Source organism: Streptomyces sp. NPDC040610 (assembly GCF_055594065.1).
In genome coordinates, this window is sequence record NZ_JBVIXA010000014.1 from 1 (window position 1) to 16,326 (window position 16,326).

General features: G+C 70.4%; 15 protein-coding genes. 6 read left to right on the forward strand and 9 right to left on the reverse strand.

Annotation, left to right across the window (positions count from 1 at the left end; genetic code table 11):
• Window positions 1-429: 429 nt before the first annotated feature.
• The gene (locus tag ACZ6AA_RS33770) at window positions 430-1,071 is read right to left on the reverse strand and encodes a DNA-3-methyladenine glycosylase (protein WP_468460300.1); all 642 of its coding nucleotides are present in this window, start codon (window positions 1,069-1,071) and stop codon (window positions 430-432) included.
• A 208-nt stretch (window positions 1,072-1,279) separates the two neighbouring features.
• Here ACZ6AA_RS33770 and ACZ6AA_RS33775 point away from each other — a divergent pair, with 208 nt between their 5' ends.
• From ACZ6AA_RS33775 to ACZ6AA_RS33785, 3 genes are all read left to right on the forward strand, one after another.
• The gene (locus ACZ6AA_RS33775) at window positions 1,280-2,062 is read left to right on the forward strand and encodes a sporulation protein (protein ID WP_468460302.1); all 783 of its coding nucleotides are present in this window, start codon (window positions 1,280-1,282) and stop codon (window positions 2,060-2,062) included.
• Between the two features lie 63 nt (window positions 2,063-2,125).
• Window positions 2,126-2,665: a YbhB/YbcL family Raf kinase inhibitor-like protein gene (locus tag ACZ6AA_RS33780; RefSeq protein ID WP_468460304.1), complete on the forward strand. Its 540-nt coding sequence runs from the start codon at window positions 2,126-2,128 to the stop codon at window positions 2,663-2,665.
• A 209-nt stretch (window positions 2,666-2,874) separates the two neighbouring features.
• Window positions 2,875-3,381, forward strand: coding sequence for an HNH endonuclease (locus ACZ6AA_RS33785; protein ID WP_289952677.1), 507 nt, complete (start codon window positions 2,875-2,877; stop codon window positions 3,379-3,381).
• Between the two features lie 93 nt (window positions 3,382-3,474).
• Here ACZ6AA_RS33785 and ACZ6AA_RS33790 read toward each other — a convergent pair whose 3' ends face one another.
• The 3 genes from ACZ6AA_RS33790 to ACZ6AA_RS33800 form a co-directional block, all read right to left on the reverse strand.
• A complete protein-coding gene (locus ACZ6AA_RS33790; RefSeq protein ID WP_468460307.1) occupies window positions 3,475-4,428 on the reverse strand; it encodes an SPFH domain-containing protein in 954 nt (317 codons plus the stop codon).
• A gap of 203 nt (window positions 4,429-4,631) precedes the next feature.
• Window positions 4,632-5,060 carry an NfeD family protein gene (locus tag ACZ6AA_RS33795; protein ID WP_468460309.1) on the reverse strand — a complete coding sequence of 143 codons (429 nt, stop codon included), beginning with the start codon at window positions 5,058-5,060 and terminating at the stop codon, window positions 4,632-4,634.
• A gap of 48 nt (window positions 5,061-5,108) precedes the next feature.
• On the reverse strand, window positions 5,109-5,900 hold the full coding sequence (locus ACZ6AA_RS33800; RefSeq protein WP_471462310.1) for an ABC transporter ATP-binding protein: 792 nt from the start codon (window positions 5,898-5,900) through the stop codon (window positions 5,109-5,111).
• Between the two features lie 130 nt (window positions 5,901-6,030).
• Here ACZ6AA_RS33800 and ACZ6AA_RS33805 point away from each other — a divergent pair, with 130 nt between their 5' ends.
• Complete coding sequence (locus ACZ6AA_RS33805; protein ID WP_471462312.1) at window positions 6,031-6,837, forward strand: hypothetical protein; 807 nt, start codon at window positions 6,031-6,033, stop codon at window positions 6,835-6,837.
• A 119-nt stretch (window positions 6,838-6,956) separates the two neighbouring features.
• Here ACZ6AA_RS33805 and ACZ6AA_RS33810 read toward each other — a convergent pair whose 3' ends face one another.
• The 4 genes from ACZ6AA_RS33810 to ACZ6AA_RS33825 form a co-directional block, all read right to left on the reverse strand.
• Window positions 6,957-7,199, reverse strand: a complete 243-nt coding sequence (locus ACZ6AA_RS33810) for a chaplin (protein WP_468460313.1) — start codon at window positions 7,197-7,199, stop codon at window positions 6,957-6,959.
• A gap of 233 nt (window positions 7,200-7,432) precedes the next feature.
• The gene (locus tag ACZ6AA_RS33815; protein WP_468460596.1) at window positions 7,433-7,678 is read right to left on the reverse strand and encodes a chaplin; all 246 of its coding nucleotides are present in this window, start codon (window positions 7,676-7,678) and stop codon (window positions 7,433-7,435) included.
• Between the two features lie 174 nt (window positions 7,679-7,852).
• Complete coding sequence (locus tag ACZ6AA_RS33820; protein ID WP_468460315.1) at window positions 7,853-8,515, reverse strand: response regulator; 663 nt, start codon at window positions 8,513-8,515, stop codon at window positions 7,853-7,855.
• On the reverse strand, window positions 8,508-9,653 hold the full coding sequence (locus ACZ6AA_RS33825) for a GAF domain-containing sensor histidine kinase (protein WP_468460317.1): 1,146 nt from the start codon (window positions 9,651-9,653) through the stop codon (window positions 8,508-8,510). The genes ACZ6AA_RS33820 and ACZ6AA_RS33825 overlap by 8 nt, the downstream gene beginning before the upstream one ends.
• 556 nt (window positions 9,654-10,209) lie before the next feature.
• Between ACZ6AA_RS33825 and ACZ6AA_RS33830 the strand changes: the two genes are divergently transcribed.
• Window positions 10,210-10,902 carry a transglycosylase SLT domain-containing protein gene (locus tag ACZ6AA_RS33830; protein ID WP_468460319.1) on the forward strand — a complete coding sequence of 231 codons (693 nt, stop codon included), beginning with the start codon at window positions 10,210-10,212 and terminating at the stop codon, window positions 10,900-10,902.
• Window positions 10,903-11,008: 106 nt separating this feature from the next.
• Here the strand turns inward: ACZ6AA_RS33830 and ACZ6AA_RS33835 are convergent, their stop codons facing one another.
• The gene (locus ACZ6AA_RS33835; protein WP_471462314.1) at window positions 11,009-13,672 is read right to left on the reverse strand and encodes an ABC transporter ATP-binding protein/permease; all 2,664 of its coding nucleotides are present in this window, start codon (window positions 13,670-13,672) and stop codon (window positions 11,009-11,011) included.
• Window positions 13,673-14,051: 379 nt separating this feature from the next.
• On the opposite strand from ACZ6AA_RS33835, the gene ACZ6AA_RS33840 reads away from it, so the two are divergent.
• Window positions 14,052-16,079 carry a streptophobe family protein gene (locus ACZ6AA_RS33840; RefSeq protein ID WP_471462316.1) on the forward strand — a complete coding sequence of 676 codons (2,028 nt, stop codon included), beginning with the start codon at window positions 14,052-14,054 and terminating at the stop codon, window positions 16,077-16,079.
• Window positions 16,080-16,326: the final 247 nt, after the last annotated feature.

Here is a 16,326-nt window from a genome sequence, read left to right on the forward strand (position 1 = left end):
ACAGTGTCTGGTAGACGGGGTATCAACATATCTGGCGTTGACTTTTGGCACGCTGTTGAGTTCTCAAGGAACGGACGCTTCCTTCGTACTCACCCGCAGAACATTCTCTGGGGCTTTCCTCCGGGCGCTTCCCTTCGGTATTTCGTGTTTCCAACCTTACCAGATCCGTTTTCCGTTCCGTTCCCGGTTCGGATTTCATTTCCGGTGGCCGTTGGAGGGCCTTGCCTTTCGGCGTGTTCACTACGTTAGCGGATTTCCCTGGTAACTCATAATCGAGCTTCGCGGATTCGAATTTCGGCATGCGGACATGCGAAACAGGACCCCGCTGAAGGGAAGTCGTAGGTAGTGGTTGGCCGCTTCCGGCTGCAGGCTGAATGCCGTACCCGGGTCAAGCGGCTCGGGCTACGTTACGGAACCACCAACGCCGCGTCAAGTTCTGGGGCGTCGAGGCGTATGGGCCCGATAAGGGCTCACCGTAGGGTCGTTGGCCGTCCAGAAGCGCCAGGGGTGCACGCTCCCCTCGCCGCCGACTCCCGTGCGCGGGCCGTTCCTGACCTGGTCGGGGTCTATAGGAGTGCCGGTGAGGACGCTGAGGGGTGCGCCGGGGCCCGCGCAGACGTCGGTGCCGTCGAGGCGGCGGTCCACGTCGAGGGCGGTGGCCAGACGGGCGGGGCCTTTGGCCAGTTCCTTGTCGTTGCGGGCCGAGAGTCGACGTACACGAGCAAGCTCCGCGCCCTCGGTGATCTCACCGGCCCGCAGCAGGACTCCGCTCGCCATCCCCTCCGGACCGCACACCAGGTTGAGGCAGTGCCACATGCCGTAGGTGAAGTAGACGTACGCATGCCCCGGCGGACCGAACATCACGCCGTTGCGGGCCGTGCGGCCGCGGTAGGCGTGGGAGCCGGGGTCCACTTCGCCCGCGTAGGCCTCCACCTCCGTGAGGCGCAGCTCGATCGGGCCGTCCGGGGTGTCGCGCACCAGGACGCGGCCGAGCAGGTCGGGGGCCACCTCCAGGACGGGGCGGTCGAAGAAGTCTCGGGGCAGGGGCGTACGGTCGGGGGCCGCGATCATGCCGTAGGAGCGTAGTGCACCGAACGTGTACGGGTTTGGCGTGGAGGGTGGCCCTGGAGCCGTCGCGCAGGAAGGGTGTGGCGCGAGGCATCGGCGCGGAACCGCGCGCGGGCCGTTTGCGTTGGTACGTATTCGAAGGTCGACGATCAGAAGGTCGACGATCAGTCGATCCAGTCAACACCACAGGCGGGGCCTGGGGAGGAGAGTCATGGGGTTCAAGAAGCTGCTGGCGAGTCTGGGTGCCGGTGGGGCCTCCGTCGAGACGGTGCTGACCGAGGCCAACGTCGTGCCGGGCGGTGTCGTCCAGGGCGAGGTGCGCATCCAGGGCGGGAACGTCGACCAGCAGATCGAGGCCCTGTCGGTGGGCCTGCAGGCGCGCGTCGAGGTCGAGGGCAACGACCAGGAGACCAAGCAGGACATCGAGTTCACCAAGCAGCGGCTCGGCGGTGCCTTCGAGCTGAAGGCGAACGCGGTGCACGCGGTGCCGTTCGGGCTCGACATCCCCTGGGAGACGCCCATCACCCACTTCGCGGGGCGTCAGCTGCACGGCATGAACATCGGTGTGACCACGGAGCTGGAGATCGCCCGTGCCGTCGACTCCGGTGACCTGGACCCGGTGAACGTGCACCCGCTGCCGGCGCAGCAGGCGATCCTCGACGCCTTCGGCCAGCTCGGCTTCCGTTTCAAGAGCGCGGACATGGAGCGCGGCCACATCCGCGGCACCCGGCAGAAGCTGCCGTTCTACCAGGAGATCGAGTTCTTCCCGCCGGAGAAGTACCACGGCCTGAACCAGGTCGAGCTGACCTTCGTCTCGGACGACCGCGAGATGGACGTCGTCCTGGAGATGGACAAGAAGCCGGGCCTGTTTAGCGAGGGCAGCGACTCGTACAAGTCGTTCAAGGTCGGCCTGCACGACTTCCAGGGCACGGACTGGGCGGCGTACCTCAACGAGTGGCTGTCCCACGTCGGCAGCAAGCGCAACTGGTTCTAGGCTCGTCGGCGGCGAGCGATCGCCGTACTGGAACCGAACCGGAACCGATCAGGAGGTGCCTACGTGACCGAGGTCAAGAGGCCGCCGCTGCCCCATGACTTCCACCCGCCCGTGCCGTCGTTCACGGTCGTGAGCGCGGACTTCGAGCCGGGCGCGGTGCTCAAGGACGACCAGGTGTACGCCGCCGGGAACACCTCGCCGCACCTGCGGTGGGAGGGCTTCCCGCCGGAGACGAAAAGCTTCGCCGTGACCTGCTTCGACCCGGACGCCCCGACGGGGAGCGGGTTCTGGCACTGGTCGGTGTTCGACATCCCGGCCTCGGTGACAGAGCTGCCCGTCGGCGCGGGCAGCGGCAAGTTCGAAGGCCTCCCGGAGAGCGCGGTGCAGGTGCGCAACGACTACGGGACGAAGGACTTCGGTGGTGCCGCCCCGCCGCCCGGTGACCCGGCGCACCGCTATGTGTTCACCGTGTACGCGGTCGACCAGGAGAGGCTCGGCCCGGACTCGGACGCGTCCCCCGCCGTCGTCGGCTTCAACCTGCGGTTCCACACGCTGGCCCGCGCTTCTGTCGTCGCGGAGTACGCGGCGGTCGCCGACAGTTAGTCACCGACGGTCGCCGATGGTGAATCGCTGCCCAGCGTGAACCGTCCGCGCTCGCATCAGCTCAGCGTTCATTGAACGTTTGCCCGCCTCTGGTCTTGGAAGTGATCAGGGGCGGGCATCTTTTATTGCGTTGTCCTACCCGGCGTGCCCGGCCAGAGTTGATCCAAGCCCGCCAGGGGGTGGGCCGGTGCACACGGGAGGTGGGCGAGATGCGGGACACGCTGGTGCTGAACGCGAGCTTCGAACCGCTGTCGACGGTGACGCTGAACCGCGCCGTCGTGCTGGTGCTGCAGGACAAGGCCGTTGTCGAGCAGGCCCACCCCGCGCTGCGCGTGCGCGCCGCCGCCGTCGAGCTTCCGGTGCCGCGGGTGATCAGGCTGTGCAGGTATGTACGGGTGCCCTTCCGAAGACGGGCTCCCTGGTCGCGGCGCGGAGTCCTGGTGCGGGACCAGCACCGGTGCGCGTACTGCGGCAGACGCGCGACGACCGTGGACCATGTGGTGCCGCGTTCCCAGGGCGGTGCGGACTCCTGGATGAACACGGTGGCGTCGTGCGCGGTGGACAACCACCGCAAGGCGGACCGCACCCCGGAGCAGGCCGGGATGCCGCTGCTCCGGCAGCCCTTCGAGCCGACCCCGGCGGACGCGATGCTGCTCGCCCTCGGGCGGGACGGGTACGAGGCCCTGCCGGACTGGCTGGCGCAGCCTGCCGCGTGAGCGGTGCGCCGCTGATGTGTCCCGTACGTACGACTGTGGGGCCACCCTCTTCCGGGAGGGTGGCCCCACAGTCGTACGCACAGGCAGTCGCTGTCAGTCGATCGGCGGCTGTTCGCGGCGCTCCACGCCACCGGGGCTCTTCGCGGCGCCCCCGCCGGAGCCGCCGCCCGAGAGCGGGCCGAAGTTGCCGAGCGCGCCGCCGAGGCCCTTGAGGGCGTCGCCGATCTCGCTGGGCACGATCCAGAGCTTGTTGGCGTCGCCCTCGGCGATCTTCGGGAGCATCTGGAGGTACTGGTAGGAGAGGAGCTTCTGGTCCGGGTCGCCCGCGTGGATGGACTCGAAGACCGTGCGGATCGCCTGGGCCTCGCCCTCGGCGCGCAGGGCGGCGGCCCGTGCCTCACCTTCGGCGCGCAGGATCGCGGACTGCTTCTCGCCCTCGGCGCGCAGGATCTCGGACTGCCGGACACCCTCGGCCTGGAGGATCGCGGCGCGCTTGTCGCGGTCGGCGCGCATCTGCTTCTCCATCGAGTCCTGGATGGAGGTGGGCGGCTCGATGGCCTTCAGCTCGACGCGGTTGACGCGGATGCCCCACTTGCCCGTGGCCTCGTCGAGGACGCCGCGCAGGGCCGCGTTGATCTCCTCGCGGGAGGTCAGGGTCCGCTCCAGGTCCATGCCACCGATGATGTTGCGCAGGGTGGTGACGGTGAGCTGCTCGATCGCCTGGATGTAGCTGGCGACCTCGTACGTCGCGGCGCGGGCGTCGGTGACCTGGTAGTAGATGACCGTGTCGATGTTCACGACCAGGTTGTCCTGGGTGATCACCGGCTGGGGCGGGAAGGGGACGACCTGTTCACGCAGGTCGATGCGGTTGCGGATGGAGTCGATGAACGGGACGACGATGTTCAGACCCGCGTTCAGGGTGCGGGTGTAGCGGCCGAAGCGCTCCACGATGGCAGCGCTGGCCTGTGGGATGACCTGGATCGTCTTGATCAGGGCGATGAAGACCAGCACCACCAGAATGATCAGGACGATGATGATTGGTTCCATCGTGGTTCCCCGTACCCTTCTTGCTTCGGTGTTCGCGGATTGCTGCGGTGTCCCGGAAGATCTTGGGATCTCGCCGGTCGAGTCTCTCAGAACGGCGCGTGGCCCGTGGGCCGTTCGGATCACCTGCCGTCACGAGCCGTCGCCTCCACGGCAGTTGAGCCCCGGAGCCCGGAGTTCCGACCGCGCGCGCAGCTGACCGGTGGTCAGATGACCACGGCCGTCGCTCCGTCGATCTCGACCACGTCCACCTCCTGGCCCGCCTCGAAGCTCTGGTCGTTGTCGAGCGGCCGCGCCGACCAGATCTCCCCCGCCAGCTTGATGCGCCCGCCGGAGGCGTCGACGCGCTCCATGACGACGGCCGATCTGCCCTTCAACGCCTCGACCCCGCTGACGAGTTCGGGTCGCTGGGACCGGTGCCTTGCGGCGATCGGGCGTACCACCGCGATGAGCGCGACCGACACGACGGCGAAGACCACCGTCTGCATCGCCACGCCACCGCCGAGGCCCGCGGTCACGGCGGCGGCGACCGCGCCGACGGCGAGCATGCCGAACTCCGGCATCGCGGTCATTACCAGCGGGATTCCGAGGGCGACCGCGCCGACCAGCCACCACACCCATGCGTCCATGTCCACGTGTTCATGGTAGGACCGCGGGTCCCCCTACCGACAGGGCATGTGCGATCAGCTGAGCGGCAGGCCCTGGGCGGACCAGCGGTCGCCGCGCTGCTCGACGACCAGCGGCAGGCCGAAGCAGAGGGAGAGGTTGCGCGAGGTGAGCTCGAGCTCCAGCGGTCCCGCGGCCATGACCTTGCCCTGGCGGATCATCAGGACGTGCGTGAAGCCCGGGGCGATCTCCTCGACGTGGTGCGTGACCATGATCATCGAGGGGGCGATGGGGTCGCGGGCGAGGCGGCCGAGGCGGCGGACGAGGTCCTCGCGGCCGCCGAGGTCGAGGCCCGCGGCGGGCTCGTCGAGGAGCAGCAGCTCGGGGTCGGTCATCAGGGCGCGGGCGATCAGGGTGCGCTTGCGCTCGCCCTCGGAGAGGGTGCCGAAGCGGCGGTCCAGGTAGTCGCTCATGCCGAGGCGGTCGAGGAAGGCGCGGGCGCGCTGCTCGTCGATGTCCTCGTAGTCCTCGTGCCAGCCGGCCGTCATGCCGTACGCCGCCGTGAGGACCGTCTGCAGGACGGTCTGGCTCTTGGGGAGCTTGTCGGCCATGGCGATGCCGGCCATGCCGATGCGCGGACGCAGCTCGAAGACGTCGACCTTGCCGAGCTGCTCGCCGAGGATGGTGGCGGTGCCCCTGCTCGGGAAGAGGTAGCTGGACGCGACATTGAGGAGAGTGGTCTTGCCGGCGCCGTTCGGGCCGAGGATGACCCAGCGCTCCCCCTCCTTGACCGACCAGGAGACCTGGTCCACCAGAGCCCGGCCCTCTCGGACCACAGATGCGTCCTTAAGCTCCAGTACATCGCTCATGAGCGCGTTGTCTCCCATTGCAGTCTCGGTGTCGCTCGCGTGTGCCCGCGTCTGTGGACGCGGCCCCCGGATAAAACCTACGCCACCGGCCGACCGTTCCCGTGCCGAGGCCGGTCCTTAGGCTGTGTGCATGCTCTCGGAACCACGCTCAGGACGCTTGGCCGCATGGGGGAACGCCCTTTTGGCCGGACTTGTTTCACCCGATGACGCGGTGCACGCGATCGTGGGCGACGACGCGGTGCACCGGGTCGACGGCCTGCCCGGCGAGTCGGCTCCGGTCGGATGGACGCTCGCGCTCGGCCGGTTGCGCGCGCTCGGTGTGACGGGGTTTCGGGTGGCGCTGCCCGCGCCGGGCCATCCGCTCGGCCTGAGCGGGCCGCCCGCCTTCAACGAGCGGGCCCTGGAGGCCGAGGAGGCGGTGGTCGCGACGGGCGCGCCGTACGGCTTGGTGCCGGAGGTGTCCGAGGCGGGGCCGGAAGGTGCCGTCGGCGCCGCGGACGTCCATGTGGAGGTCGTGTGGCACTGTCTGCCGGTGCGTGAGGCGCCGCCCGCGGACGTGCCGTCGTTGGGTGAGGCGGAGCGGGAGCTCGCGGACGCGCTGCGGGAGGCCACGGAGGTGCTCGCGCGCCTCGATGTGGCGGCGTCGGGGCCGGTCGCCGAGGCCGCGATCGACGCGTACCGGGCGCGGGCGGAGCGGGGGCGCGAGGCGCTCGCCCCGGGATATCCACCGCGTGCGGTGCGGGTGTTGGAGCTGGCGCAGCGGGTCGGGCTGCTGATTTCGGTGGCGTACGAGAACGGGCACGGCGGGGCGGTGAGCGCGTCGCAGATGGGGGCGCGGGCCGAGGCGCTGCGGCCGGTGGAGCGGGTGGCGCGGCGGGCGCAGGTGGCCGCGTACAACGCCTATGTGGAGGAGCGGGAGCGGGGCGAGGGGCGGTAGGTCCTGTCCCTGGGCGCCGGTGTGCCGGAGGGCCCCGCGGACAGGTGGTCCGCGGGGCCCTCTGCCCGTGGGGTGGCGTGTGCCTGGCCCCGGGGGCGGCTAGCCCAGGGGGCAGCGTGTCACTTGTTGACCGTCTCGTTGGCGAAGGCCGGGTTCAGGATGCCGACGACGTTCACGCTGTTGCCGGTGACGTTGACCGGGACGTGGACCGGGGCCTGGACGAGGTTGCCGGAGCCGATGCCCGGGGAGTTCGTGGCCTTGCCGTCCGCGTGGGCGTCGGTGGCGACGGCTGCTCCGGCGGAGGCGCCCGCGGCGATACCGGCGACGGCGACGGCCAGGGCGGCCTTCTTGGCGATGTTCATGGGTGTGTTCCTTCTGGTGACAGGGTGACCCCGGCTGTGGGGTCAGCGGGTGTGCGTCGTGGCAGCGGGAGTGCCGGGGATCCGGTGGAGACCGGGGATCCCGGGGACGCGAAGGGCGCCGGGACGGCGGAGGGCGACGAGAACGCGACCGACCCTGCGTGCGGGGTGCGTGCGGGGCCGGTCGGCCGCGGCGGCGATCGTCTGACGGCGATCGCCGGATCGCGTGGGTGCGATCAGACGTTCTCGCAGACGTTGCCGAACGTCGGGTTCAGGATGCCGACGACGGAGACGCTGTTGCCGCAGGCGTTCACCGGGATGTGGACCGGGGCCTGGACCAGGTTGCCGGAGACGATGCCCGGGGAGTCCTTGGCCTGGCCGTTGGCGTCGGCGCCACCGTGGGCGGAGGCCATGCCGGCACCGGCGGCGAGCAGGCCACCGGCCACCATCGTGACAGCGGCGGCCTTCTTCAGGTTCTTCACTTCTACGTTCCTCCTGAGCGGAAGCTGCGGCCAGCCGCCGCAGCACGCACTGGAGAACGCCGGGGCGCCGATGGGGATGCGCCGAACGGGGGACATCCACACGACGGTATGAATCTCAGCCCGGAACGCGACGATCCGTGCTGACTCGGCGTCCGTCCCGAGGACCTGCGGAGATCAGCCCGCGACGCCGTGGCGCACGGCCCACAGGGCGGCCTGGGTGCGGTCGGCGAGGTCCAGCTTCATGAGGATGTTCGAGACATGTGTCTTGACGGTCTTCTCGGACAGGACGAGCGCGCGTGCGATCTCGCGGTTCGAGCGGCCGTCCGCGATCAGTCCGAGCACCTCCCGCTCCCGCTCGGTGAGGGAGCCGCCTCTCCCCTGTGAGTTGTTCGCCTCCTCCTGGGACAGCAGCGCGCCCGCGACCTCCGGCTGCAGCAGCACGTGTCCCGCGTGCACGGAGCGGATGGCTCCGGCGAGGGCGTCGGGGTCCACGTCCTTGTACACATAGCCCGCCGCGCCCGCGCGCAGGGCCGGGACGACCGTGCGCTGCTCGGTGAAGCTCGTGACGATCAGGACGCGCGCGGGGTTGTCCAGCTCGCGCAGCTTGCGGAGCGCCTCGACGCCGTCCATGCCGGGCATCTTGACGTCCATCAGGACGACGTCCGGTTTCAGCTCCTGCGCGGCCGCGACGCCCTCGGCACCGTCGGAGGCCTCGCCGACGACCTCGATGTCGTCCTGGATCTCCAGGAACGTGCGCAGACCGCGGCGGACCACCTGGTGGTCGTCGACCAGCAGCACCCGGATCCCTGTCTTCGAATTGAGCGCGGCGTCAGCCACCGGGGACCTCCATCTCGATCGTCGTGCCCTTGCCGGGCTCCGACTCCACGGTCAGCCGTCCGCCGACCCCGCCCGCCCGGTCCCGCATGGAGACCAGGCCCAAGTGCCGCCCGGCGCGCCGGATGGCTCGCGGGTCGAATCCCTTGCCGTCGTCCGTGACCCGCAGCACCGCGCCGGGGCCGCGCTTCTCCAGGGCGACGGCGACGTGCTCCGCCTCCGCGTGCCGCAGGGCGTTGTGCAGGGCCTCCTGGGCGACCCGGAGCATGGCCTCCTCCTGGGAGGCGGGCAGGGCGCGCACGCCGCCGCTCTCGAAGGTGACGGTGGCGGAGTGGGCGCGGTCGAGGACCTGGGTGTGGGTCCGCAGGGTCGCCACCAGGCCGTCCTCGTCGAGGGCGGCGGGGCGCAGCTCCACGACGGCGGCGCGCAGCTCGTCGGCGGCCTCCGCGGCGAGCGCGGCCACCTGCTGGAGCTCGTCCTTCGCGCGTGTCGGGTCGCGGTCCACCAGGGCGGCCGCGGCCTGGGCGGTCAGGCGCAGGGAGAACAGCTTCTGGCTGACGGCGTCGTGCAGCTCGTGGGCGAGGCGGGAGCGCTCCTCGGCGATGGTCAGCTCGCGGCTGCGCTCGTACAGCCTGGCGTTCGTCAGGGCGATGGCGGCGTGCTGGGCGAGGATCGACAGGAGTTCCTCGTCGTCCGCGTCGAAGCCGCAGCCGCCGGTGGGCTTGGGGCACTTCTTGTTCGCCAGGAACAGGGCGCCGAGGGTCTCGTCGCCGTACCGGATCGGGAGGCCGAGGAAGTCGGACATGTCCGGGTGGGCGGGCGGCCAGCCCTCGAAGCGGGGGTCCTCGCGCACGTCCGCGAGGCGCTCCGGTTCGGCCTTGCAGAGCATCGCGGCGAGGATGCCGTGCTGGCGCGGGAGCGGGCCGATGGCCTTCCACTGCTCGTCGCTGACGCCGTCGACGACGAACTGGGCGAAGCCGCCGTGGTCGTCGGGGACCCCGAGCGCCGCGTACTCCGCGTCGAGCAGCTCGCGGGCGGAGGCGACGATCGTCTTGAGGACGTCGCGCACCTCCAGCTGGCTGCTCATCGCGAGCAACGCCGAGCTGACCGCGTACAGCCCGGATCGGGGTCCTTGACTCATGGGACAACCGTACCGGCGGGGTGTGACAGTGCGTATCCGACCTGTGGCGGCCGGGCTCTAGGACCTGGGCCCTAGGCCCAGCAGCTGGTGGGCCCCCGAGCTGCGGGATCCGGGCGGAGGCGTTATTACACGCGCGCGGGCGGGCGGGCACGCGGGAGACAGAGGAGAGAGCTCTACCTGTGGCATGAGGGCCGTGGCGCGGGCGTCATACCTGCGGAGGAGTTTGCTCACCGACCGCATTGCTCTCGCAACTGATGGTGAGACTGTTACGTGCTCGATGTGAGCCCGCGCATAGGACGCACATCACGTACGAAGCCCCCTAGTGGACGTTTGGGCCCCGTAAAGGAGGGCTAAGTGCGGACATTGGGGCCGTCGGCGCACCCCCTGATCCACTATCCGGCTTCGTACGTCACTCCTTTGCCACAGAATTTTGCGCCCGCTAAGAATTGCTCCCGTCGCTCGGCGCCGCGGTCCTCGCACCGCGGCGTTTTGCCGGAAGCAACTTGTCCCCACCGGTTCAGAGCGGCCTCCCGATTTACGAAGAGGTCCACCTGCCATGTCCCAGCACGCCCCCTCTGGTCATAGTCGCTCCACTCTGACCAAGAACCAGAAGTTCTCGATCGCCGGTGTCGCCACCCTCGGTGCCGCCGCCCTCGCCTTCTCGATCGTGCCGGGCAGCTCCGACGACGCCCGTTCCGCGCAGACCGAGGCCCTCGGCGCCCGCTCGGCCGCCTGGGCCGCGCCGGCCGACGCCCACGCGAGCGTCAGCAAGCAGCAGGCCAACGCCAGCAAGCGGGCCAAGGACGCCGCCGCGAAGGCCGCGGCCGACAAGAAGGCGGCCGACGAGGCCGCGGCGAAGAAGAAGGCCGAGGACGAGCGCAAGGTCAAGCAGGCCGCGAGCCGCTCCGCCGCCCGCAAGCCCGTCTACGCCAACAACCTCGACGGCTGGATCCGCCAGTCCCTGGACATCATGAAGTCCAAGGGCATCCCCGGCTCGTACGAGGGCCTGCACCGCAACATCATGCGGGAGTCCACGGGCAACCCGAACGCCATCAACGGCTGGGACATCAACGCCCAGAACGGCACCCCGTCGATCGGCCTGCTCCAGGTCATCCAGCCGACGTTCAACGCGTACCACGTCGAGGGCACGTCCACGAACATCTACGACCCGGTCGCCAACATCGTCGCCGCGGCCAACTACGCGGCCGACAAGTACGGCTCGATGGACAACGTGAACGGCGCCTACTGAGTCGTACCCCCGGACCTCTTCAGCCGAGGCTCACAGACGCCGAAGGGCGGCACCCCGTGCGGGGTGCCGCCCTTCTTCGCGTACGTACGCGACGTACCGCAGGCGACTACTTGCGCATGACCTCCGGCTCGTGGCGGCGCAGGAAGCGGGCCACGAGGAAGCCGCAGAACGCGCCAAGGGCGAGCAGGGCGGCCATGTCCATCATGTAGGCGCCCGCCTCGTGGTCCCACAGCGGGTCGGTGGCGCCCGGGTCGTCCGGGTTGGGGCTGATCCTGTTGAAGTCCAGCGTGGTACCGGCGGCCGCGACCGCCCAGCGCGACGGCATCAGGAACGAGAACTGATTGACGCCGACCGTGCCGTGCAGGATGAACAGGCACCCGGTGAACACGACCTGGATGATCGCGAACATGACCAGCAGCGGCATGGTCTTCTCCGCGGTCTTCACCAGGGCGGAGATGATCAGGCCGAACATCATCGAGGTGAAGCCGAGGGCCATGATCGGCAGGGAGAGCTCAAGGAGCACCTGACTGCCCAGGACCAGGCCCTTCTCCGGGATCTCACGGGTGGAGAAGCCGATCACGCCGACGAGCCCGCCCTGCAGCACGGTGATCGCGCCGAGGACGATGACCTTGGACATCAGGTACGCGGACCGGGACAGGCCGGTCGCGCGCTCCCGTTCGTAGATCACCCGTTCCTTGATCAGCTCACGGACCGAGTTGGCGGCGCCCGCGAAGCAGGCGCCGACCGCGAGGATCAGCAGGACCGTGGTGGCCGTGCCGTTCGGGATGATCTTGCCGGTCTTCGGGTTCACGACCGGCAGCAGGCCCTTGTCCGGGTCGATGAGCAGGCTCACCGCGCCGAGCACCGCGGGCAGGATCACCATCAGCGCCAGGAAGCCCCGGTCGGAGGCGATCACGGACACATAGCGGCGGATCAGGGTGAGGAGCTGTGAGCCCCAGCCCTGCGGCTTGGGCGGGGCCATCGCCTGCGGCGGCGGCATGTGTACGGACTGCGCGGCGACGGCGTCGATGTCCGCGGCGTACATCTGGTAGTGCTGCGAGCCCTTCCAGCGGCCCGCCCAGTCGTAGTCGCGGTAGTTCTCGAAGGCGGAGAAGACGTCGGCCCAGGTGCTGTAGCCGAAGAAGTTCAGGGCCTCCTCGGGCGGGCCGAAGTACGCCACCGAGCCGCCCGGCGCCATCACCAGGAGCTTGTCGCAGATGGCCAGCTCGGCCACCGAGTGCGTGACGACGAGGACCGTGCGGCCGTCGTCGGCGAGGCCGCGCAGGAGCTGCATCACGTCGCGGTCCATGCCCGGGTCGAGGCCGGAGGTCGGCTCGTCCAGGAAGATCAGCGACGGCTTGGTGAGCAGCTCAAGGGCCACCGACACGCGCTTGCGCTGGCCACCGGAGAGGGAGGTGACCTTCTTCTCCTTGTGGATGTCCAGCTTCAGCTCGCGCAGCACCTCGTCTATGCGCTGCGCCCGCTCCTGCTCGCTGGTGTCGGCGGGGAAGCGGAGCTTGGCCGCGTACTTCAGCGCCTTCTTGACGGTCAGCTCCTTGTGCAGGATGTCGTCCTGCGGGACCAGACCGATGCGCTGGCGCAGCTCGGCGAACTGCTTGTACAGGTTCCGGTTGTCGTAGAGGACGTCGCCCTCGTTGGCGGGCCGGTAGCCGGTGAGCGCCTTGAGGAGGGTCGACTTGCCGGAGCCCGAGGGGCCGATGACCGCGATCAGCGACTTCTCCGGGACGCCGAAGGAGACGTCCTTGAGGATCTGCTTGCCGCCGTCGACCGTGACGGTCAGGTGGCGCGCGGAGAAGGAGACGTCACCGGTGTCGACGAACTCCTCGAGGCGGTCGCCGACGACACGGAACGTCGAGTGGCCGACGCCGACGATGTCGTTCGGGCCGATGAGGACCGTGGACGACTTCGCGATCGGCATGCCGTTGACGTACGTGCCGTTGTGCGAGCCGAGGTCGCGCAGCTCGAAGCGGCCGTCGGGCGTCGACGTGAACTCCGCGTGCTGCCGTGACACCTGGAGGTCGGAGACCACCAGCTCGTTCTCCAGGGCACGACCGATGGTCATCTTTCGGCCAAGCGAGAACTGGTGGTACGTCGTCGGGCTGCGGTCGCCGTAGACCGGTGGGGCCCCCGCCGCACCGCCGGATCCGATGCCCGCGCCCGGGCCCTGCTGCTGCGGCACCTGCTGCTGCGGCACCTGGTGCGGTGCCTGCTGGTGCTGCGCCGGTGCCTGGCCCTGCTGCGGCCAGGCCTGCTGCTGTTGCTGCGGCATCTGCTGCTGCGGCTGCTGGTGAGGCTGCTGGTGAGGCGCCTGATACTGCTGCGGCGCCTGGTGCTGCGGCTGCTGTGCGGCCCAGCCGGGTGCCTCCTGCTGCCCCGGCTGACCCGCGCCGTGCTGCGGCGGCGCGTACTGCGCCTGCTGCGCTCCCGGCGCGGACACGGCAGCGGCGGCGCCCGCGGCGCCACCGGAGAGGATCAGCTGCGGACCGTCGGTCGCGTTGCCCAGATGGACGGCCGAACCGGGCCCGATCTCCATCTGATGGATCCGCTGCCCCTGCACGAAGGTGCCATTGGTCGAGCCGTGGTCCTCAATGACCCAACTGCGGCCGCCCCAGCTGATCGTCGCGTGCCGCCAGGAGACCCTGGCGTCATCCAGCGCGATGTCACCCTGTGGATCGCGTCCAAGGGTGTATGGCCTGGACGAATCGAGCGTCCAGGTCCTGCCATTCAATTCCAGTACGAGTTCCGGCACTCCATGCCCCACTGAGTTGTCCCCCGAGTTGCCCCCATCATGGGGAGTCTAGGGATGTCGAACATCGGGAGGAACTATTTCAGGCGGAGGCCTCTGACCGAAAGTCGGGCCTTGTGAAGACTGCGTACGAGCCACTATGACTGCCCCGTTGACGGGGCAGATACCGCCCCGGAAAGTAGTAAGGGCTCTCAGCGAGTGCGGATCGCGTGCATATCGCGCATGCCACTCATGTCAGTGATGCCTGGAATGACGGGTATGCGCTCGACGCCCGTTCCCCGGCGCCCACTGCCGTCCGTGCCATGCCCGTCATGCGCCTCACGGGTTCCCCGGCGCGCTTCCGTCACCCGGAGGGCGACGCGCTGCGAGCTCGGGGGGTCCCATGGAGACCGGCGGACACAAGGACGTACGGCGGGGTGTGCCCTGGGGTGATGTCCTGCTCTCCGCGCTCGCCGCGGTCAGTTGGGCGCTGATCGGCATGGCGGGCACGGCGGCGCTCGGCCTGCATCTGCTCGGCGCGGACTCCGCGGGGTCGCTCGGGCCGATGACGGCCGCGGCGATCGCCCTGGGCGTCGGCGGTTCCGTCACCCCGTCCGGTGATGTGTCGGCCTTCGGTCTCAAGGGCGCGGAGGCGACCACGGCCATCGAGGTCACCCCGCTGGGCGTGAGCCTTGTGGGGGCGGTGCTGCTCTCCTACTTCTTCTTACGTTCCCTGCGCGGCGCGGGAGTTGTGATCTCGCCCGCCGAACTCATGGCCCGCGCGGGCGCGGTGATCGTGCTTTTCCTCGGCATGCTCGGGGGTCTCGCCTGGGCCGGACACGATGTCATCACGATCGACGGCAAACAGCTCGGTATCGACAAGGGAATCGACAAAGGGCTCGACAAAGGTCTGGACAATCTTCCCGACGGTATCGCCGACCGGATTCCCGACGGCCTCAAGGACATCGGCGGCATCGGGGACATCGGCGGGCTGCTGCCCGACCGGCTCGGGGACCTCGTCGAGGCGAAGGCCGCGGTGGGCTTCACGGTCGACACCGGGGCCACGCTGCTCGGCGGCGGGTTCTGGGTCGTCGCCGTGCTGCTCATCGCCCTCCTCGCCTCCCGCCGCACTCCCCTGCCGCCCGGCCTCGGCGCCCTCCACCGGCTGCTGCGGCCCGCCGCGTCCGCGCTGGTCGGCGTGGTCCTGATGGCCGTGGTCGCCGGGCTCACGGCGGCGGGGTACGCGATGATCGGCGACGACCACCCGAAGCGGGTCGCCGGCGGCGCGCTGCTCGGCACGCCGAACGGTGTGTTCCTCGGCCTGCCCGTGGGGCTCTTCGTGCCCTACGACGGCGAGGCGAAGGGGCCCCTGGCGCGGTTCCTGCCGGACCCGGTGGACGATCTGCTGCGCGGCGACACGAACAAGCCCCTGACCGTGGGGCGGCTCGCCGAGCTGGACAACCGGGTGTGGCTGCTCGCGGTCGCGGCGATCGTCATGATGCTGTTCGCCGGGGTCCTCACTGCCGTGCGCACCCCGCTGGGTCCCGGCGTCACCTCGGCACGGGACGTCGGCGCCGTCGGCTTCGCCGCCCGCTGCGCCCTGTGGCTCGGGCTCGTCACCGCGGTCGCGCTGCCGCTGATGGCCTGGCTGACGAGCGTGTCCGCCGACGCCTCGGTGTCGGTACTCGGCTTCGACGGCTTCGGCGCCGGGCTCGAACTGCACGCCAGACTGGGCATGGCGCTGCTCCTCGGGGCCGTGTGGGGTGCGGCCGCCGGGGCCGCAGGGGCGCTACTCGCCCGGGCGACCGGGGCGGCCGGGGGCCGTGCGGCGCCGCTTGCGCTCGCGGGCGCCGAGGTGGACGACGTCGCGGCCGGTGCGGGCCGGGAGCAGCAGGTGGTGCCCGGGGCCCACGGGGCGGGGCCCTACCGGGAGAGCACGCCCTATCGGCCGCCTCGGGCTGAGACCAATCCGTATTTGCAGGTGCCGGAGGAGTTGCGGGACCGGGGGCCGGGGCCGGGGCCGGGGCCGGGCTGGGACCGGGGGTCAGGTTCTGGGGCGGGGCCGGGTCATGGGCCGGGGCCGGGTCATGGGCCGAGGTCGGGTCCTGGCGCTGGTGGTGGCCCTGGCTCTGGTGGCGGCAGCGGCGGTGGCGGTGGGGCTCCTGCCGGGGGTGGGGTGCCTCCCTCGGCGGGCCGGGGGTCGCCGTCGGCGGGTGGACGTCCGCCGCGGGCCGGTGGGCCTCCGCCCCGGGCCGGTGGGGTGCCTCCGCAGGTGAGCGGGGCGCCCACGGTGGCGGGGCCGGTGGTGCCCCCGCGGCGGGGTGAGGGGCCGAGGCGCGGCCGCCGCGGGGAGGAGGAGTGGCCTCCGCCGCCTCCCCCGCCTCCGCCTCCGCCGCCTCCGCCGTCGGGTGGGGGGCCGAGGAAGCGGTAGGGCTGGGGTGTGGGGGGATGGCTGGCGTGGGGGTGAGGGCTGAGGGCTGGCGTCGGGCGCTGCGGGGCGGGGGCTACCGTCGCGTGCTGCGAGATGGGGGCTGCCGCCAAGCGCCGCGAGGAGAGCACCGACGTCGCACGCCGCAGGACGCGGACCACCGTGGAACGCCGCAAAGCGAGGCCCGACGCCGCAGGCCACGAGGCAAGGACCGACGTCGGGCGCCGCAGGGCGAAGGCGCCGCCGGGAG